This window comes from Streptomyces flavofungini (genome assembly GCF_014650815.1).
In the GTDB taxonomy this organism is placed as follows: Bacteria; Actinomycetota; Actinomycetes; order Streptomycetales; family Streptomycetaceae; genus Streptomyces; species Streptomyces flavofungini.
Map to the genome: position 1 here is coordinate 70,768 of NZ_BMVR01000003.1, position 18,097 is coordinate 88,864.

20 protein-coding genes, 1 pseudogene and 1 riboswitch are annotated in these 18,097 nt (G+C 72.8%); of the genes and pseudogenes, 13 read left to right on the forward strand and 8 right to left on the reverse strand.

The window, feature by feature from the left end; all coding sequences use genetic code 11:
• Positions 1-167: 167 nt before the first annotated feature.
• Positions 168-1,304, forward strand: coding sequence for an 8-amino-7-oxononanoate synthase (locus IE274_RS07515; protein WP_190114830.1), 1,137 nt, complete (start codon positions 168-170; stop codon positions 1,302-1,304).
• A 57-nt stretch (positions 1,305-1,361) separates the two neighbouring features.
• On the opposite strand, the gene IE274_RS07520 is transcribed toward IE274_RS07515, so the two are convergent.
• Both IE274_RS07520 and IE274_RS07525 read right to left on the reverse strand, forming a co-directional pair.
• Entirely contained in the window at positions 1,362-1,586 is a 225-nt protein-coding gene (locus IE274_RS07520; protein WP_190114831.1) for a DUF397 domain-containing protein, read from the reverse strand.
• Positions 1,587-1,595: 9 nt separating this feature from the next.
• On the reverse strand, positions 1,596-2,456 hold the full coding sequence (locus tag IE274_RS07525; RefSeq protein WP_190114832.1) for a helix-turn-helix domain-containing protein: 861 nt from the start codon (positions 2,454-2,456) through the stop codon (positions 1,596-1,598).
• Between the two features lie 262 nt (positions 2,457-2,718).
• On the opposite strand from IE274_RS07525, the gene IE274_RS07530 reads away from it, so the two are divergent.
• Positions 2,719-3,150, forward strand: a complete 432-nt coding sequence (locus tag IE274_RS07530) for an ATP-binding protein (protein WP_190114833.1) — start codon at positions 2,719-2,721, stop codon at positions 3,148-3,150.
• Positions 3,151-3,210: 60 nt separating this feature from the next.
• On the opposite strand, the gene IE274_RS07535 is transcribed toward IE274_RS07530, so the two are convergent.
• On the reverse strand, positions 3,211-4,122 hold the full coding sequence (locus IE274_RS07535) for a LysR family transcriptional regulator (protein WP_190114834.1): 912 nt from the start codon (positions 4,120-4,122) through the stop codon (positions 3,211-3,213).
• Between the two features lie 179 nt (positions 4,123-4,301).
• On the opposite strand from IE274_RS07535, the gene IE274_RS07540 reads away from it, so the two are divergent.
• On the forward strand, positions 4,302-4,976 hold the full coding sequence (locus IE274_RS07540) for a LysE family translocator (RefSeq protein WP_190114835.1): 675 nt from the start codon (positions 4,302-4,304) through the stop codon (positions 4,974-4,976).
• A gap of 5 nt (positions 4,977-4,981) precedes the next feature.
• On the opposite strand, the gene IE274_RS07545 is transcribed toward IE274_RS07540, so the two are convergent.
• The 4 genes from IE274_RS07545 to IE274_RS07560 form a co-directional block, all read right to left on the reverse strand.
• On the reverse strand, positions 4,982-5,524 hold the full coding sequence (locus IE274_RS07545) for a DUF6328 family protein (protein WP_372447183.1): 543 nt from the start codon (positions 5,522-5,524) through the stop codon (positions 4,982-4,984).
• A 104-nt stretch (positions 5,525-5,628) separates the two neighbouring features.
• The gene (locus tag IE274_RS07550) at positions 5,629-6,102 is read right to left on the reverse strand and encodes a C40 family peptidase (protein ID WP_190114836.1); all 474 of its coding nucleotides are present in this window, start codon (positions 6,100-6,102) and stop codon (positions 5,629-5,631) included.
• Between the two features lie 3 nt (positions 6,103-6,105).
• A riboswitch (cyclic di-AMP (ydaO/yuaA leader) is annotated at positions 6,106-6,275 on the reverse strand.
• A 572-nt stretch (positions 6,276-6,847) separates the two neighbouring features.
• Positions 6,848-7,177, reverse strand: a complete 330-nt coding sequence (locus IE274_RS07555; RefSeq protein WP_190114837.1) for a hypothetical protein — start codon at positions 7,175-7,177, stop codon at positions 6,848-6,850.
• A gap of 7 nt (positions 7,178-7,184) precedes the next feature.
• Entirely contained in the window at positions 7,185-7,814 is a 630-nt protein-coding gene (locus IE274_RS07560; RefSeq protein ID WP_190114838.1) for an ATP-dependent Clp protease proteolytic subunit, read from the reverse strand.
• 121 nt (positions 7,815-7,935) lie between these two features.
• Here IE274_RS07560 and IE274_RS07565 point away from each other — a divergent pair, with 121 nt between their 5' ends.
• Positions 7,936-8,235 carry a type II toxin-antitoxin system Phd/YefM family antitoxin gene (locus IE274_RS07565; RefSeq protein WP_190114839.1) on the forward strand — a complete coding sequence of 100 codons (300 nt, stop codon included), beginning with the start codon at positions 7,936-7,938 and terminating at the stop codon, positions 8,233-8,235.
• 129 nt (positions 8,236-8,364) lie between these two features.
• Here IE274_RS07565 and IE274_RS07570 read toward each other — a convergent pair whose 3' ends face one another.
• Positions 8,365-9,375, reverse strand: coding sequence for an ABC transporter permease (locus IE274_RS07570; protein ID WP_190114840.1), 1,011 nt, complete (start codon positions 9,373-9,375; stop codon positions 8,365-8,367).
• Between the two features lie 163 nt (positions 9,376-9,538).
• Between IE274_RS07570 and IE274_RS07575 the strand changes: the two genes are divergently transcribed.
• The 9 genes and pseudogenes from IE274_RS07575 (at position 9,539) to IE274_RS07615 (ending at position 18,049) form a co-directional block, all read left to right on the forward strand.
• Positions 9,539-10,159: a TetR/AcrR family transcriptional regulator gene (locus tag IE274_RS07575; protein WP_190114841.1), complete on the forward strand. Its 621-nt coding sequence runs from the start codon at positions 9,539-9,541 to the stop codon at positions 10,157-10,159.
• A 198-nt stretch (positions 10,160-10,357) separates the two neighbouring features.
• Positions 10,358-10,660: an urease subunit gamma gene (locus IE274_RS07580; protein WP_190114842.1), complete on the forward strand. Its 303-nt coding sequence runs from the start codon at positions 10,358-10,360 to the stop codon at positions 10,658-10,660.
• Between the two features lie 15 nt (positions 10,661-10,675).
• A complete protein-coding gene (locus IE274_RS07585) occupies positions 10,676-11,041 on the forward strand; it encodes an urease subunit beta (RefSeq protein ID WP_190114843.1) in 366 nt (121 codons plus the stop codon).
• Entirely contained in the window at positions 11,034-12,755 is a 1,722-nt protein-coding gene (locus IE274_RS07590) for an urease subunit alpha (protein ID WP_190114844.1), read from the forward strand. The genes IE274_RS07585 and IE274_RS07590 overlap by 8 nt, the downstream gene beginning before the upstream one ends.
• Before the next feature lie 14 nt (positions 12,756-12,769).
• Positions 12,770-13,444, forward strand: a complete 675-nt coding sequence (locus IE274_RS07595) for an urease accessory protein UreF (protein ID WP_190114845.1) — start codon at positions 12,770-12,772, stop codon at positions 13,442-13,444.
• Between the two features lie 272 nt (positions 13,445-13,716).
• Positions 13,717-14,388, forward strand: a pseudogene (ureG, locus tag IE274_RS07600) (urease accessory protein UreG); the annotation flags it as partial.
• 95 nt (positions 14,389-14,483) lie between these two features.
• Positions 14,484-15,290 carry an urease accessory protein UreD gene (locus tag IE274_RS07605; RefSeq protein WP_190114846.1) on the forward strand — a complete coding sequence of 269 codons (807 nt, stop codon included), beginning with the start codon at positions 14,484-14,486 and terminating at the stop codon, positions 15,288-15,290.
• Between the two features lie 440 nt (positions 15,291-15,730).
• On the forward strand, positions 15,731-16,855 hold the full coding sequence (locus IE274_RS07610) for a ferredoxin reductase (RefSeq protein ID WP_307822167.1): 1,125 nt from the start codon (positions 15,731-15,733) through the stop codon (positions 16,853-16,855).
• Positions 16,856-16,969: 114 nt separating this feature from the next.
• On the forward strand, positions 16,970-18,049 hold the full coding sequence (locus IE274_RS07615; RefSeq protein ID WP_190115332.1) for a fatty acid desaturase family protein: 1,080 nt from the start codon (positions 16,970-16,972) through the stop codon (positions 18,047-18,049).
• Positions 18,050-18,097 lie beyond the last annotated feature (48 nt).

The window sequence follows — 18,097 nt, forward strand, 5'->3', positions numbered from 1 at the left end:
CTGACCATGGAGATTCCGTACAACAGAAGCGTCGGGAGGTGTGGGTATTGCCACACCATGGCCCAGTGGTGCGGCCGCTAGGGTCTGTGCACTGTCTACAAACACCCGGTCCGTACGTCCCGTCTCCGCTCCGGACGTACGCCGACCCGTGACGCCCCGGAGGTCCCATGGCTGGCTCGCCGTTCGACTGGATCGACGAGCAGGCGCGGCTGCGCGAGGAGGCGGGCCTGGTGCGGGTGCTGCGCCCGCGTCCGGCCGAATCCCCACTGCTCGATCTCGCCGGAAACGACTACCTGGGGCTGACCCGGCACCCGGAGGTCACCGACGCGGCCGCGGCCGCGGCCCGGCGCTGGGGCGCGGGCGCGACGGGTTCCCGCCTGGTGACCGGCACCACCGAGCTGCACGCCGAACTGGAGCGCGAGCTGGCCGACTTCTGCGGCTTCGAGGCGGCCCTCGTCCTTTCCTCCGGGTACGCGGCGAACCTCGCCGCGGTCACCGCGCTCGCCCCGCACGGGTCGCTGATCGTCTCCGACGCGGGCAATCACGCATCCCTGATCGACGGCTGCCGCCTCGCGCGCGGTACGACGCAGGTGGTGCCGCACACGGACCCGGCCGCGGTGCGCAAGGCGCTCGGCACCCACGAGGGGCCCGCGGTCGTGGTGACGGACTCGGTGTTCTCCGTCGACGGGGACGCGGCGCCGCTGCCCGAGCTCGCCGCCGGCTGCCGCGAGGCCGGGGCGGGCCTCGTCGTCGACGACGCGCACGGGCTCGGGGTGCTCGGGGACGGCGGCCGTGGCGCGGCGTACGCCGCCGGGCTCGCGGGGGCCGCGGACACCGTGGTCACGGTCACCCTGTCGAAGTCGCTCGGCAGCCAGGGCGGGGCCGTGCTCGGCCCGGCCAAGGTCATCGCTCACCTGGTCAACGCGGCCCGGACCCTCATCTTCGACACCGGGCTCGCCCCGGCCGCCGCCGGTTCGGCGCTCGCGGCCCTGCGCCTGCTGCGCCGCGAGCCGGAACGGGCCGCACGCGCGCGTGCCGTGGCCGCGACGCTGCACGAACTCCTGACGGGGGAGGGGCTCTCGGCGGTACGTCCCGACGCCGCCGTCGTCTCCGTGCGCGCGCCGTCGCCGGAAGCCGCGGTGCGCTGGGCGGCCGACTGCCGCCGCGCGGGCCTGGCTGTCGGCTGTTTCCGCCCGCCGTCGGTTCCCGACGGCGTCTCACGGTTGCGGCTGACCGCACGTGCCGACCTGAGCGACGCACAGGTCGCCGAAGCCGTCGCCACGATCAGCCGCACCGCACCCTGACTCCTGAGATCTGGCACCTGAGACCTGGGTCCAGGGTCCGGCGCTCTCACCCGGTCCTCACCGAAGGGCGTCGATGAAGTCCTCCCAGGCGGCAGGGGAGAAGAGCACGGCTGGACCCGCCGTGTCCTTCGAGTCGCGCACGGCGAGCAGACCGGCGAGCGGTCCCGAGCCGAGCGGCGCTGTCTCCACGCAGTTGTTCATTCCATTGCTGCGGCTGCTGCGCCGCCACCGCGCGTCCCTGAGAGACGTGCTGGAGGGAACGTACCGAGGCAGTGCAGTCATGGTGCCTCCTTACGCGCCGTCACCTAACCCGGCGATGAAATCCATTGAATCCTGAACGGAAAGCGCCTTTCCCTGAAGGGAGTTGAAGGCGTCGGTGTACGCCTGGAGGTCTTCTTTCCGTTCGAGGTAGAGGCTACTCGTCAAGTGGTCGAGAACAACCACATCCAGATCAGAAATGTTCGGAAAGGAGAGAATAACGAAAGGCCCAATGAGGCCGATGTGCTCTCCGGCGGCGAACGGCAGCACCTGGATGCGCACTTGAGGCAGCTGTGCGGCCTCCCGCAGCCGCCGCAACTGCCCGGCGAACACCTCGGGCCCGCCGATCTGGCGCCGCAGCACCGCCTCGTCGAGGATCACGCTCAGTCGCAGCGGCGGCTCGCTGCGCAGCACGTCCTGCCGCGCCAGCCGCACCTGCACCAGGGCTCGCACCTGTTCCTCGGGCAGCCCGCCGAGCGCGGCACGTGTCACCGCGCGTGCGTAGTCCGGCGTCTGCAGCAGACCGGGGACCACGGTGGTCTCCAGCGTCCGCACCCGGCAGGCCTGGGACTCCAGACTGATGAAGTCGCGGTACGCCGGAGGCAGCAGGCCGCGGTAGGCGTGCCACCAGTGGTGCCGCCCGTTCTCGTCCTCCCCGCCCGCGAGCACCACCAGCAGCTCGCGCAACTGCGGGTCGTCGACCTCGTACGCCTCCAGGAGCAGCCGCACATCGGCGGCGCGCACCCCGGAGCGCCCGGTCTCGATGCGGCTCACTTTCGACTGGTGCCAGCCGACCCGGGCGGCCGCCTCGCCGCTGGTGAGTCCGGCCTGCCCGCGCAGCGCGCGCAACTCCGCGCCGAGCTTGCGGCGCCGCACTGCGGGACCGTACTGCATGTCCGTCTCCTTCCGGACGTCCGCGCCAACCGTACGGGACAGCGGGAGACTGTAGAGGAAGCGCCAGTGTCGCGCCCAAATACGGTCTGCCGTCGCAGAGTTCACCGCTTCGAGCGACAGATATATGCACATCTCGGTGGATCGCCGCGCGTCACGGCCCCAGGAGTGGCACTCTGGCGCGAAGCACCAGTTCCGGGACTGTCCTCGAGTTCTTCCGCCACGAGTCGGAGTCCGGTCCCGGTGGGAAAGGGACAGTGTCGCCATGGCAGACCACCAGGAAGTATCAGTCACTCTGCCGAGCGATCCTGTCTCGGTCGCAGCCGCCCGCAGGTATGTGGCGGACACCTTGTCGGAGTGGGGCCTGCCGGCCGACGCCGACGTCGCCGACACGGTGCGGCTCATCGTCTCCGAACTCGCCACGAACGCCGTCCAGCACACCCTCGGCCAGTCGCCGACGTTCACCGTGGACGTGCAGCTCGACCGCGACGAGCGGCTGCGCATCGGCGTCACGGACAGCCATCCGCGCTTCCCCCGGCGACTGCCCGCCGCCGTCCAGCAGGACAACGGCCGCGGCATGGTCATCATCCGCTGGCTCACCGCCGAGTGCGGCGGCAGACTCTCGGTCTGTCCGACGGCGGAGGGCGGCAAGACGGTATGGATCACCCTGCCGTGGTCGGTGCCGGTACAGAGTTGACGGCTGGTGGTACGTGGGGTGCGTGTCCGGTGCGTGAGGGCGTGCCCGGCACGCGGCGCCTCAGGGGGTCGAGCGGCCGAACGTCCCCCGCAGCAGCGCGCGGAACGTGTCCGCCGCCGGGCTCGACTCGTCGGTGCGGTGCACGACCGAGATGGTGCGCCGCAGGTTCCCCGGCTCCAACGGCCGGACGCCGACCGGAGTCGCCGCGGTGCGGGCCACCATCTCCGGCACCACCGCGGCGCCGAGACCCGCGCTGACCAGCGCGCACACCAGCGCGTAGTCGGGCGTCGCCACGAGCACCGCGGGCGCCGCCCCCGCCCGGGCGAGCGCCGCCGCCACGCCCTGCCGCGGCGGATGCGCCGGCGCCATGCTGATCAGGGGCTGGCCGGAGAGCTCGGCGAGCGGCAGCCGCCCGGTGCCCGCCGTGAGCGCGTGCCCCGGCGCCGTGACGAGCACCAACTCCTCGACGAGGACCGGCTCCAGGGTCACAGACGCGGGCGGCGCGGGCAGCTCCGCGGGTTCGTACGTGTGCGTCAGGGCCACGTCGACCTCGCCCGCCGCGACCGCGGTCACACCGTGGGGCGGCTCATGGCCGGTGACCGTCAGCTCGACATCCGGGTGCGCGCGACGGAACGCCGTCAACGCGGGCGGCAGCAGCTCGATGCCCGCCGTCGTGAACGTACCGACCCTGAGGTGCCCGCCCGAGAGGCCCACGAGTTGCGCCAGTTCGTGCCGGGCCAGCTCCATCTCGTCCAGGACGCGGCGGGCGCGCGCCAGCAGCAGTTCGCCCGCGCCGGTGAGCCGCGCGCCCCGGTGGTGCCGGACCAGGAGCGCCGCCCCCGTCTCCCGTTCCAGCTTGGCGAGCTGCTGGGAGAGCGCGGGCACCGTATAGCCGAGCCGTTCGGCGGCGCGGGTGATGGAACCGGCTTCGGAGACCGCCACGAGCGCCGCCAGCCGCGTCGGGTCGTACATGCCGTGCCTCTTCCTGTGGCTGTGGCCCGCGGTCTTCCGGTGCCGCGCGGACGCCGTCGCCCCGGCCTTCCGGGACCGCCGCCGGATCCTACCGGCACCCCAGACTAAACAGATGCTTTAGGAAGACGCAGGAGATCTCATATACCTGCTGAAGGCTGCCCCGAGGCAGAGTGGCTGCCATGGACGCTCAACTGGTCGCCTTCACCGGCGTCGCCGCTGGCATGGTCGCCGTGCCCGGCGCCGATTTCACGGTCGTCGTACGCAACGCGCTCGCCTCCCGCCGTGCCGGAGTGCTCTGCGCGCTGGGCGTCGCGGCGGGGCTCCTGGTGCACACGGCACTCGCGGTCGCCGGGGTGGCGGCGGTACTCGCGGCCGTGCCCGCGCTGTTCCGCGCGCTGCAGGTGGTGGGCGGCGGCTATGTGCTGTACCTGGGGGCGAGGGCGCTGCGGTCGGCGGTGCGGTGGGAGGCGGGGCGGCCGGGTGCGCGCCCATCGGGGGCGGGGCTGGAAACAGGGGAGAAGGGGGAGAAGGGGGAAGCGTGGGTGGCGGCCCGTGGCGGGGGCCTGCGGGAGGGCTTCCTCACCAACGCCCTCAACCCCAAGGCGTCCCTCACGTTCCTGAGCGTGCTGCCGCAGTTCGTGCCCGCGGGCACCCCCGCGATGCCGCGCACCCTCCTGCTTGCGACGATCGTCGTGGCCTTCGCGCTGCTGTGGTTCCCGGTCGTCGCCCTGCTGGTGGACCGGCTCGGCCGCTGGCTGCGGGAGCCGCGCGCGGCCCGTGCGATCGAGGGCGGCACCGGGGTGGCGCTCACGGCGCTGGGCCTGGCGCTCCTGGTGGAACCGCTGTTCGCGTAGCCCGATCAGATCGGCTGTTGCCGCTGTCGTCGCGCGACCGCCCACGGCAGCAGCCCCCACAGCCCACCGCACACCACCAGCGTGGCCGCGGCGGCGACGAAGGCACCCGTACGGCTCGCCGCGACGTCCACGACGAGCAGGACCGAACCGGTGAGCGCCAGGACCAGGACGGCGAGTCCGGCCCCGGCGAGCCGCGACGACACCCGGACGACGAGCGGCTTCGCGCCGCGCCCGAACAGCCCCCGGTGCACCGCGGCGGGCGCGGTGAACAGCGCCGCCGCGAGGACGGCGAGCAGCAGCGTGGTCACGTATGTGGCGCGCTGGAGGGCGTCGAGCGACGGGAAGCGGGGCGTGAAGGCGAGGGTGAGCAGGAACGCGAAGAGGATCTGCACGCCGGTCTGAGTGACCCTCAGCTCCTGGAGGAGCTCGACGAAGTTGCGGTCGGCGCGTTCCAGGGAGGTCTCGTTGCGGCCGTCGGGGCCCTCCCGGCTGTCGTGCGCGGAGTTGTCCGCGGACCGGGGAGCCTGGTCGGGAGTGTTCTCGGACATGCACTAACGGGTATCCCGCGCCGACGCGAACCACTCCTCGCGTCGGCCGTGTCACGCCCGGACGGCGGTGCCTGCCCGAAGGCGCCGGCGTCCGGGCGGGTGGGCTAGCGGACCCGGCCGTACCAGACGCTCTTCGTCCAGATCTTCTCGAGCCGCACCACCGTGCCCCGCTTCGGGGCGTGCCAGATCTTGTTCTTACCGGCGTAGATGCCGACGTGGTAGACGTTCCGGCCGGAGTGGAAGAACACCAGGTCGCCGCGGGTGCGCTGGGAGGCGGAGATGTGGCGGGTCTTGTTGTACTGCTGACCCGTGGTCCGCGGGAGCTTCTTGCCCGCGCGCTTGTACGAGTAGAGCGTGAGGCCCGAGCAGTCGAACCGGTTGGGGCCCACGGCGCCGTAGCGGTACGGAGAACCCTTCTTGGAAGCCGCGACGTTGAGCGCCTTCGTTCCGTGTGTGGCAGCCTCGGCCTTCGTCGTGAGCCCGGGGGCCACGATGGCGCCGCCCACGGCGGCGAGCGTGAGAGCCGATGCGGTACCGGCCCTCGTCAGCAGCGACGGAACACGATTGAGCGCAGTCATGCGCAACCCTTCGTCAGCCGCCTGTGAAGGATGACCTGTCGGGTTCGGGCAGGCGAAGATGCCCGGTCGCGTCGCGACTTCACCCCAAGGGCCGGCCGGTCTCCCGGACGGTCCGCCTTGCTGGGTCCTCCACTCCTGCCGATGCACAGATGTCGACCGGGCATCCGGGTGGCGGCAGGACTCGGCGTCCACCCGGACCGCCCCGCCGCCTGTGGCGGGGGCTTGTCGTCGGAAGGGATCTTCACCCGAGAGTGGCCAAAAAGCCGAGCCGAATCGGCCGTATGTGAGGCTCCTCACGACTGACCCGTTCAGGTGGACAGAGGCCGAATGGGGCCTGGGTCACAGTCGGAGGCTATTGCCCGAACAGCACTGGAAGGTCCGGTTCCGGCTGCCGCGTAAGGGAGTTGTGCAACTTGAGGGGCACACGCGTGCGAGTGTTTCCTACGCTGAAAGAGCGACCAGCTCTGGTCGCGCCCCCGTCTGGACCCGAAGTGCCGAGACGCCCGTCCGCACCGTCCGCACCCCCAACGGGCGGACGGCGCGGACGCGCTGCGGCCGGGGCGCTCCCACGAAGGTCCGGTGCGACGGCGCACCTCGGTCCGGGGCGCGGAGGGCCGGTCGACTCGCCGCCGAGGGGTCCCGTCAACTCGTAGCAGAAGGGCTCGGCCGACGCGCCGTTGGCGGACCTGTTACCTGTTCATCACCCCACTCGGCGGGCCTGGTCACCTCGCCCTCGGCGGGCCGGTCACCCTCCCGTCGGCGGCGCGTCCCCGCCGAGGGACGGCGGCGGTACGGTCACGCGAGCGGCGCGCCGCTCGCCGTCCAGGGTGCGCAGCGCCCGGGCCAGCGTCACCGTGTGCACCTCCGTCTCGCCCCGCTGGTGCATCAGCGTCAGGGCGTCCCGCAGCTCCGTCGCCCTGCTGACGAGGGCTTGTGCGGCGCGCAGGCCGCCGTACGTGTGCTCCGCGCGCGCCGGATTGATGCGGCCGACGAGGTCCACGACCGCGAGATAGGCGTCGACGACCTCGCCCTCGGCGCGGGTCAGGGCGGGCAGCGGCGGCAGTTCGGGCAGCACCCCGGCCTCACCCGGCGGTCGTGGGCGAGGCCTTGCGGCTCGGCACGACCCGGTCGACCAGGCCGAACTCCACCGCGGCCGCGGCGTCCAGGACGGTGTCGCGCTCGATGGCCGCCGCGACGTGCTCGGCGTCGCGCCCCGTGTGCCGTACGAGCATCTCCTCCAGGAGCGCGCGGGTGCGCCGCAGTTCGTCGGCCTGGATGACGAGGTCGGTCGGCTGACCCCGCAACTCCTCCGCGAGCGCGGGCTGCTGGAGCAGCACCCGGGCGCCGGGCAGGATCGACCGCTTCCCCGGTGTGCCCGCGGCGAGCAGCACGGCGGCGGCGGACGCGGCCTGGCCGAGGCAGACGGTCTCCACGTCGCACGTCGTGAACCGCAGGGTGTCGTAGATCGCCGTGGCCGCGCTGAACGAGCCGCCGGGCGAGTTGATGTACAGCGAGATGTCCCGGTCGGGCGCGAGGTACTCCAGGTGCAGGAGCTGCGCCATCACATCGTTCGCGGACACGTCGTCGACGGGGGTGCCGAGGAAGACGATGCGCTCCTCCAGGAGCTTGGAGTACGGATCCAGCGTGCGCGAGCCCGAGCTGGTGCGCTCGGTGAACTCCGGCAGGACATGGCGGGCGAACGGCTGCTGCATGGGCGTGCCTCCCGATCTGTACGGCATGCGTGCGGACGTGCGGGCATGCGTGCGGGCACCGCCGCTGCGCGACGGCCTCTGTAAAAAATGTACAGGACGTACATGACGTTATGATGGGGGCATGGCCTACGAGATTCCGGTGACGCAAGCCCGCGCAGAGCTCGCCGACCTGATCAACCGCGTTGTCTACGGCAACGAGCGCGTGGTCGTCACGCGCCACGGCAAGCCGCTCGTGGCCCTCGTCTCCGCCGATGACCTGCGCCGACTCGATGAGCTCGAAGAGGCCGAAGCGATCGGGGCGGCCGCGGGGGAGGCGGTGATCAGCTCGGTGTCGTCGCTCGGCTCGTCGACGTCCGGTGCGGGCGGCGAGCGTCAGCGCTTCGGTATCGCGGCGGAGCACCGCGGGCCGAACGTGACCTAGCCCGGCAGGCCGGAAGGCCGGAAAACATGACAAAGGCCGTGTGCCCCCGTCCGCTACGGCGGGGGCACACGGCTGTTCGGTGGGGGCGGCTGATGGGTGGGGCGTGCGGCTGCGCGGTGCGGCGTGGCGTCAGCCGACCGGGGCGGGCTCGCGCACCCGGGGCGACGCCGTCACCGGGGGAGCGCTCCGGCCGCGCCGGGCCCCGACGAGGACGGCCGCCAGCCCCAGCACCGCCCAGACGGCTAGGGTGACCGCGGGACCCGCGGCCGCCGCCCCGTCGAAGAACGCGGTCGAGCGCAGCAGCGAGCCACCCGCGCCCGGCGGCAGCAACTGGCCGATCAGGCCGACCGGTTCCGGCAGCAGCTGCGGCGCGGACGTCACCCCCGAGAACGGATTGCCGAGCAGCACCATCAGGAGCGCGCCCACGCCGATGCCCGCGGGCCCGAGCAGCGCCGCGAGCCCGGCCACGGCCGCGGCGACGGCGAGCGCCGACAGGCCGAGCACCCCGGCCTCCGCCCACCAGTTGCCCGTCAGGATGCCGAGCCAGCTGTCGGCGAGCGCGGCGGCGACGAGGCCGACGAGCGCCGTGGCGAGGACCAGCGTTCCCGCGGCGCGTACTCCTCGCAGTCCCCGCAGCGTCACCAGTGAGCCCGCCGCGACCCCCGCGATGGCCAGCGGCAGCACGCTCGACCCCAGCGCGGCCCCGCGCGGATCGGCGTCCGGGGCGGGCACCACGTCGACCGTCGTGACCCGCGCGCCGTCCGGGGCGCCCGCCGCCACCGCCTGCTGGAGGAGCTGGGCGACGACCGGGCTCGCGGCCGAGGCCGTCAGGAGCTTGGGTCCCTGGCCGGTGGCGACGACCGCGCCGTACACGGTCCGGTCCTCGATGGCGGCGCGGGCCGCCGCCTCGTCCGCGTACCGGTGGATCTCGAACGCGCCGTCGTGCTGCTGAAGTTGCTTCTGCAGCGGTGCGGTGGCGTGGGCGGGGCCCGCCACGCCGAGTGGCAGATCGCGTGGGGCGTTCCGGGCGGCGGGCCAGGCGAAGGCCCATAGGGCAAGGGACACCACGAAGGGAACCAGGAGGGCGACCGTCAGCATGCGGCGGGCCTGCGGGGGCGCGGCAGGGGACGGCGTGGGCATGAGGTTCTCCAGAGCAAATGGGGTGAGTGGGTGAGGGAAGGTGCTGGCGTCGCCGGTGAGTCGACGGCATCTAAAGAGAATGATCGTTCGTTTTTCTGTGTCTCCACTGTGGGTCCGGGCGTGGTCGGTTGTCAAGAAGGAACGTTCGTTTTACTTTGGGGTCATGGCCCGCGTATCCCAGGAACACCTCGACGCCCGTCGCCGCCAGATCCTCGACGGCGCCGCGCTCTGCTTCGCCCGCAACGGCTTCCACGCCACGTCGATGCAGGACGTGCTGAAGGAGGTGGGCTTGTCGGCCGGTGCCGTCTACCGCTACTTCAGCGGCAAGGACGAACTGATCCACGCCATCGTCTCCGAGGTGCTGCGGGAGATCCGCGAGGTCTTCGAGTCCGCGGCACGGGAGACGCCGCCCCCGCCGCCGGACGTCCTGCTGGGCCGCGCCCTCGGCCAGGTGCTCGACCTGAAGCCGGGGCTCGTCGTGCGCGACCGGCCGTACTTCCCGCGGCTCCTGGTGCAGGTCTGGACGGAGACGCTGCGCGACGACGAGCTGCGCGCCCTCATCCAGGGCGGGTACGACGCGGTGCGGGCGGCCTGGATCCGGATCGTCGAGGGCTACCAGGCCGCGGGCATGATGCGCGCCGACGTACCGGCGGACCACGTCGCGCGGACGATGATCGCCCTGGCGCAGGGATTCGCGGCCCAGGTCGCCCTGTTCGACGGGGTGCCGGTGGACGCGCTCGCGGACGGGGTGCGCGGGCTGATGAGTATGGGCGAGCCCAGCTGACGGTCATGGCCGGGTCAAGGGCTGGTTAACCTCGCTGAAACTCCGCCCAACTAGCCTGCCGTGCCACGCCACCTGGGGATTCCGTACGCCAAGGTGTACATCGGCGCGCACTTCGCTGTGCGCTACATCTTTTCCCGTCGCGGTGGCCGCGGCAGCCGGACCCCGCACGGTTCGGAGCGAGGACGATGAGGTGGGGACGTGCGACTGACACCGCACGAGCAGGAGAGACTGCTCATCCATGTGGCTGCCGACGTGGCCGAGAAGCGCCGGGCGCGCGGCCTGCGGCTCAACCATCCCGAGGCGATCGCGCTCATCACGTCGCACCTCCTCGAAGGCGCCCGCGACGGCCGCAGCGTCGCCGATCTGATGACGTCGGGACGCAAGGTGCTGACGCGGGACGACGTCATGGAGGGCATCCCCGAGATGATCCATGACGTGCAGGTCGAGGCGACGTTCCCGGACGGGACGAAGCTGGTCACCGTCCACGACCCGATCGTCTGACGGGGGAGTGGACGTATGCAATCCGCAGACACCGCGGGCGCCGCCGGCGGCGTGGGCGAGGGCCCCGGCCCGGTCCCCGGCGAGATCCTCTTCGCGGACGACCCCGTCCCCTTCAACGAGGGCCGCCCCACCACCCGCATGACCGTCCTCAACGCCGCCGACCGCCCCGTGCAGGTCGGCTCCCACTACCACTTCGCCGAGGCCAACCCCGGCCTGGAGTTCGACCGGGCCGCCGCGCACGGCCAGCGGCTGAACATCGCCGCGGGCACCGCCGTGCGCTTCGAGCCCGGTATTCCCGTCGACATCACGCTGGTCCCGCTCGCGGGCGCCCGCATCGTGCCGGGGCTGCGCGGCGAGACCGGAGGTGCCCTCGATGGCTGAGCTGTCCCGCGCCGCGTACGCCGACCTGTTCGGCCCGACGACCGGCGACCGGATCCGGCTCGCCGACACCGGACTGCTCGTCGAGATCGAGGAGGACCGCTCCGGCGGCCCCGGACGCTCCGGCGACGAGGCGGTGTTCGGCGGCGGCAAGGTCATCCGCGAGTCGATGGGCCAGTCCCGCACGACCCGCGCCGAAGGAGCACCCGACACCGTCGTCACCGGCGCCGTCATCATCGACCACTGGGGCGTGATCAAGGCCGACGTGGGCATCCGCGACGGCCGGATCACCGGCATCGGCAAGGCCGGGAACCCGGACACGATGGACGGCGTGCACCCCGATCTCGTCATCGGGCCGGAGACCGAGATCCTGGCGGGCAACGGCAAGATCCTCACCGCGGGCGGCATCGACACCCACATCCACTTCATCTCGCCCACCATCGTCGACGAGGCCCTGGCCTCCGGCGTCACCACGCTCATCGGCGGCGGCACCGGCCCCGCCGAGGGCAGCAAGGCCACCACCATCACCCCCGGCGCCTGGTACCTGGCCCGAATGTTCGCCGCGATGGAGAACGCCCCGGTCAACATCGGCTTCCTGGGCAAGGGCAACACCACGTCCGCCGAGTCGATGCACGCCCAGCTCCGCGCGGGCGCCGTCAGCTTCAAGATCCACGAGGACTGGGGCGCGACCCCGGCGGTGATCGACGCCTGTCTGAACGTGTGCGAGGACACCGGCGCCCAACTCGCCGTTCACACCGACACGCTCAACGAGGCGGGCTTCGTCGACGCCACCTTCGCGGCCGTCGCCGGACGCACCCTGCACGCCTTCCACGTGGAGGGCGCGGGCGGCGGCCACGCGCCGGACATGATCACGGCGGTCTCGCTGCCCAACATGCTGCCGAGCTCCACCAACCCGACGCGGCCGCACACCGTCAACACCGTCGAGGAGCACCTCGACATGCTGATGGTCTGTCACCACCTCAACCCGGCCGTGCCGGAGGACCTGGCCTTCGCCGAGTCCCGCATCCGCCCGACCACCATCGGCGCGGAGGACATCCTCCACGACCTCGGCGCCATCTCCATCATGTCCTCCGACTCCCAGGCCATGGGCCGCGTCGGCGAGGTCATCCTCCGCACCTGGCAGACGGCCCACGTGATGAAGCGGCGCCGCGGCTCGCTCCCCGGGGACACCCGGGCCGACAACCACCGGGCCCGGCGGTACGTCGCCAAGTACACGATCAACGCGGCCATCGCGCAGGGCATCGAGCGCGAGGTCGGCTCCGTCGAGAGCGGCAAGCTGGCCGACCTGGTGCTGTGGGAGCCCGCGTTCTTCGGCGTCAAACCCCAAGTGGTCCTCAAGGGCGGCCAGATCGCGTACGCGCAGATGGGCGACGCCAACGCCTCCATCCCGACCCCGCAACCGGTCCTTCCCCGCCCGATGTTCGGCGGCCACGGCCGAGCGCCCGCCCGCAACTCCCTCACCTTCGTCACCCAGTCCGCGCTGGACGACGGCCTGCCCGAACGCCTCGCCCTTGAGCGGCAGTTCGTGCCGATCGCCTCCACCCGGGGCCGGACGAAGGCCGACATGCGCGAGAACGACGCGCTGCCGAGAGTCGAAGTCGCCCCCGACAGCTTCGCCGTACGCATCGACGGCGAACTCGTCGAACCCGCACCCGCCGCCGAACTGCCGCTCGCGCAGCGGTACTTCCTGTTCTGAGGCGGTGACCGGACATGTCGCGGGCCGCACTTCTGGTCCTGGCCGACGGCCGCTTCCCCGCCGGGGGCCATGCGCACTCCGGCGGGGCCGAGGCGGCCGTGAAGGCGGGGCGGATCACCGGGGCGGCGTCCCTGGAGGACTTCTGCCGGGGTCGGCTGCACACCACCGGTACGGTGTCGGCCGCCCTCGCCGCGGCAGCGGCGCTAGGAGTCGACCCTGTCGCCCTCGACGGGGCGGCGGACGCGCGCACGCCGTCGGCCGCGCTGCGGGCTGCCGCGCGCAGGCTCGGGCGGCAGCTGCTGCGGGCCGCGCGGGTCGCGTGGCCCGCGCCGGAACTCGACGCGCTGGCACGGGAGTTCCCCAAGGGCGCCCACCAGCCGGTCGTCCTCGGCGTGGCGGCGCGGGCGGCCGGGCTCGGCGCGGAGGACGCCGCGTACTGCTCCGCGTACGAGGCCGTCAGCGGCCCCGCCACCGCCGTGGTACGCCTCCTGAGCCTCGACCCGTTCGACGCGACGGCTGTGCTGGCCCGGCTCGCACCGGAGTTGGACGGCGTCGCGCGCGACGCCGCGGAGTCCGCTCGGCGGGCGGTGGGGGAGGGGGTGGACGTACTGCCCGCCGCGTCGGCGCCGTTGCTGGAGGTGGGGGCGGAGGGGCATGCGGGGTGGGCGGTGCGGTTGTTCGCGTCATAGGCCGTGCTGACGGGGGTGCCGCCGATCGGCCTTCGGTCAGACCCACCAGCGCATTCCCAGCCCGTCCGGCTCTTGAGAACGAGCGCGGAGCGCGATCGGCGCAGGACTGTCCCAGCCGCACGGGACGTCAGACGAGAGCTGGGGTCCAGGGGGCGCGGCGCCCCTGGTTACGGGAAGGGGCGGGGACTGGGGAATGCCCCGCGCAGCGCCCGGCCCCCCACCAACACCACAACCGCCCCCCGACCAACCACCGCCCAAGGAGCCCAGCGACCATGCACCTCGACCACGCCCACGACGAATCCAAGGCCGTCAGCGCGGACGCGCACCGCCCCGACGGCACCCGCCGAGCGCTCCGCATCGGCCTGGGCGGCCCGGTCGGCTCCGGCAAGACGGCCACCGTGGCCGCCCTCTGCCAGGCGCTTCGCGCCGAACTCTCCCTCGCCGTGGTGACCAATGACATCTACACCCGGGAGGACGCGGAGTTCCTGCTCCGCGAGGCGGTCCTGCCGCCGGAGCGCATCACCGCCGTGGAAACGGGAGCCTGCCCCCACACCGCCATCCGGGACGACATCTCCGCGAACCTGGAGGCGGTGGAGGACCTGGAGGACGAGGTCGGACCGCTGGACCTGATCCTGGTGGAGTCCGGCGGCGACAACCTCACGGCGACCTTCTCGCGCGGCCTGGTGGACGCGCAGATCTTCGTCATCGACGTGGCGGGCGGCGACGACATCCCCCGCAAGGGCGGCCCCGGCGTCACGACGGCGGACCTGCTCGTCGTGAACAAGACCGACCTCGCCCCGTACGTGGGCTCGGACCTGGCCCGTATGGCCGCCGACGCGAAGGCCCAGCGCGCGGAACTGCCGGTGGTGTTCCAGTCGCTGCGTTCGGAGGAGCACGTCACGGCGGTCGCGCGCTGGGTGCGTGAGCAGCACGCGGCCTGGACGAAGAAGCAGGCGGCCCCGGCCCCGACACCGACCGCCCCGGCCCCGGCTACGCCGGTACCGACGGCGTCCGCCCCGATCACGACCGCACCGACGCGGTGACCTCCCACCCCCCGGCCCCCAACCTCACGGCCCTCAGCCCGCCCCAAAGCCCCGCAGGCGTCCACGCCCGAGCCCGCATCAGCGCCCGCCCGGACGCCCACGGCCGCACGGTCCTGCCCGTGCTGCACGGCGAGGGCCCCCTGGCCCTGCGCCGCACCCGCGCCACGGGACCGGAGGCCCACGTCACGCTGGTGGGGGCGATGAGCGGGCCCCTCGGCGGGGACCACCTGGCCGTGGCGGCGGAGGTCGCCGAGGGGGCGAGGCTGAGCGTCGGGTCCGCCGCCGCGACGATCGCGCTGCCGGGGCAGGACGGGGCCCCGGCACGGTACGACGTGTCGCTCACCGTCGCCGACGGGGCGGAACTGCACTGGCTGCCCGAACAGTTGATCTCGGTGCGGGGGAGCGAGCTGCGCGTCACGACGCGAGCCGACATCGGGCCGGGCGGACGGCTCGTGCTGCGCGAGGAACAGGTGCTCGGACGGACCGGCGAGGCCCCCGGGCTGCTGCACAGCAGGCTGACGGTGCGCCACGCCGGGCGAACGATCCTCGACCAGGAGCTGTCGTGCGGACCGGGCGCCCCGGCGGGCTGGGACGGCCCCGCGGTCCTGGCGGGCCATCGAGCCGTTGGTCAGCTCATCGTCGTACGCCCGGAGTTCGCACACGAGGGCGTGAAGCCCGTCATGCTCGGCGACTGCGCCGCGCTGACCCCCCTGGCGGGTCCCGGGGCCCTGGTCACCGCCCTCGCCCCGGACGCCCTGCGGCTGCGCCGCATCCTCGACGACGCCCTGAACCGCCTGACGTAGCGCGCCGCGAAGGCGGCCGCTGGTCGGCCGGACCGCCCTGGCATCGCGGATGCCCGGAATCCGGCGACGGCGGCCCGGGTTCCGGGATCGCGTACGCGCCCCCGCGAGGCGCCTCGGCTCGATCCGGCCAATCACGACCGCACAGCGGGCCCGCGGGCTCTCGCCGTCGTGCCAGCCCGCGGCGCCCGCCGCCGCCGGCTGCCGTGACGCCGTGGGTGTCCTGCCTGGCCGTGGCGACGGCGCGGCTGGCGGGAACGTCTCCTGGCGGCCCTGTGCCCGGCGTCCGGACGTGGTTCTCTGGCGGAGGCCCGCCCTGGAGTCCCCTCGGAAGGGCGCCCCGTATGCCAGCCTTCTCACCTCATCCGCCGTCGCCGCCCTGGGGCCTCCCAGGCCGGGTCGGCAGACGTCTCCTCTCGGTCCTGGGAACTCTGACGGCCCCGTTGACCACGCCCCTCTCCCCGGACGACTACCTCGGCCTCGTCGATCCGCTGCTCTGCGCACGGCACCCCGCGGGCGTGGTGACCGCGGTGCGGCCCGAGACCGCGGACGCCGCCACGCTGGTGATCCGGCCGGGCCTCGGGTGGCGCGGTGGCCATCGTGCGGGTCAATTCCTGCCGGTGGGCGTCGAGTTGGACGGCGTACGGCACTGGCGTACGTACTCCCTCACCTCCGCCGCCGACGCACCGGGCCGTGAGGTGACCATCACCGTCAAAGCGGATCCCCGAGGCAAGGTGTCGCCGCACCTGGTGCACCGGACACCGCCCGGCACCCTCCTCCGACTCGGCCCCGCACAGGGGGAGTTCGTGCTCCCCGCGCCCGGCGCGACGCCCGATCGGCTGCTGTTCGTGACGGCGGGCAGCGGTGTCACACCCGTCATGGGGATGCTGCGTACGCTCGTACGTCGTCCAGGGCCGGGCCCCGACGTCGTACTGCTGCACAGCGCGCCCGCACCGGACGAGTGTCTGTTCCATGCCGAACTGGGTCATCTGGCCCACGAGGTGCCGTGGTTGCGTCTCCACCTGCGGTACACACGCACCGCCGGCCGGATCACCGGACGCGACATCGACCTGCTCTGCCCGGACTGGCGGTCCCGCGAGACGTGGGCCTGCGGCCCTGAGGGGCTGCTCGACGTACTGCGTGAGCACGGCGAGGCGGGGCGGCCACGCGCGGAACGACCTGCTGGGGAACACCCGGGCGGCGCGGAGGGCCCGTGCGTGCGACGTCTGCATGTGGAGCGCTTCCGCCTTGCCGCACCGGCCGCCCTGCCGTCTGCCACCCCGCTCGGCCCCGTCGCCGCCAACGACGGGGCAGGCGGCCGCGTGCGGTTCGCGCGCAGCGGAGTCGAGGTCGAATCGGCCGCGTCCGTGCCCCTTCTGGAGGCCGGTGAGCGCGCGGGCCTGCCGATGCCGTACGGGTGCCGCCGGGGCATCTGTTTCGGCTGCCTCGTGCCCTTGGTCAGCGGACGCGTGCGCGATCTGCGGACCGGTGAAGTGCGCGACGGAGACGGCGAGTTGATCCAGACCTGTGTCCAGTCCGCGGCCGGACCGGTCGTACTCGACCGCTGAGGCGACCACTGAGCCGGCCGCTGTCGACCGTCGATTCCCGCCCGTCCCCGACGGCCGATTCCCGCCCCGAACCCTCAAGGAGCCACCGTGACCTCGACCGTCAGGGACCAGCTGATGCCGACGCCGCCGTCGAAGCCGACGACGGCGCATCCCCTCGAACCACCGCCCTGGACCGATGAGTTCGGAACCGAACTCGACCGTCTCCGCGCCGAGATCGTCGCCGGGCGCGGCGCGCGCGACGCCCGGTACATCCACAGGGTGATCGCCGTCCAGCGCGGCCTGGAGGCGGGCGGCCGCATCGCCCTGTCCGTCTCGCTCCTGCCGCCCGCCTGGCTCGCGGGCACCGCGATGCTCACCACCGCCAAGGTCCTGGAGAACATGGAGCTGGGCCACAACATCCTGCACGGCCAGTGGGACTGGATGGGCGATCCGGCCGTCCACTCCACGACCTGGGAGTGGGACTTCCTCACCCCTGCCGACGCCTGGAAGCACACCCACAACCACCTGCACCACACGTACACGAACGTCGTCGGCCGTGACCGGGACCTCGGCTACACCATCTTGCGCATGAGCCCCGAACAGCCCTGGCGCCCGGTGTACCTCCTGCAACCCCTGTACGCCGCCCTGCTCGCGCCCGTCTTCGAGTGGGGCATCGCCCTGTACGACCTGGAGGCGGACGCCGTGACCGCGGGCCGCAAGAGCGTGCGGAGCCTGTTCGGCGAGATCGGGCGGCTGTTCCGCAAGGGCGTACGGCAGGCGGCCAAGGACTACGTCCTCTTCCCGCTCCTCGCGGGCCCCTCCGCGCTGCCCTGCCTGCTTGGCAACCTCACCGCGAACGTGCTGCGCAACGTCTGGGCGCACACCGTGATCTTCTGCGGTCATTTCCCCGGTGACGTCAGGACCTTCTCGGAGGCCGACATCGAGGGGGAGACCCGCGGTCAGTGGTACCTGCGGCAGATCCAGGGCTCGGCCGACTTCGAGGGCGGCTTCCTGCTGCACGTGCTGTCCGGCAACCTCGGCCACCAGATCGAGCACCATGTCTTCCCCGACCTCCCCAGCAGCCGCTACGCCGAGCTGGCCCCACGAGTGCGGAGCCTGTGCGCGGAGTACGGCGTCCCGTATGCGACCGGACCGCTGTGGCGGCAGTACGCGTCCATGTGGGGGCGCGTCGTTCGGTACGCGGTGCCGGGGTGAGCCTTTCGGGGCCGGGGGCTCGGCCCCGGCGACGGCCGCGCGGCGGGG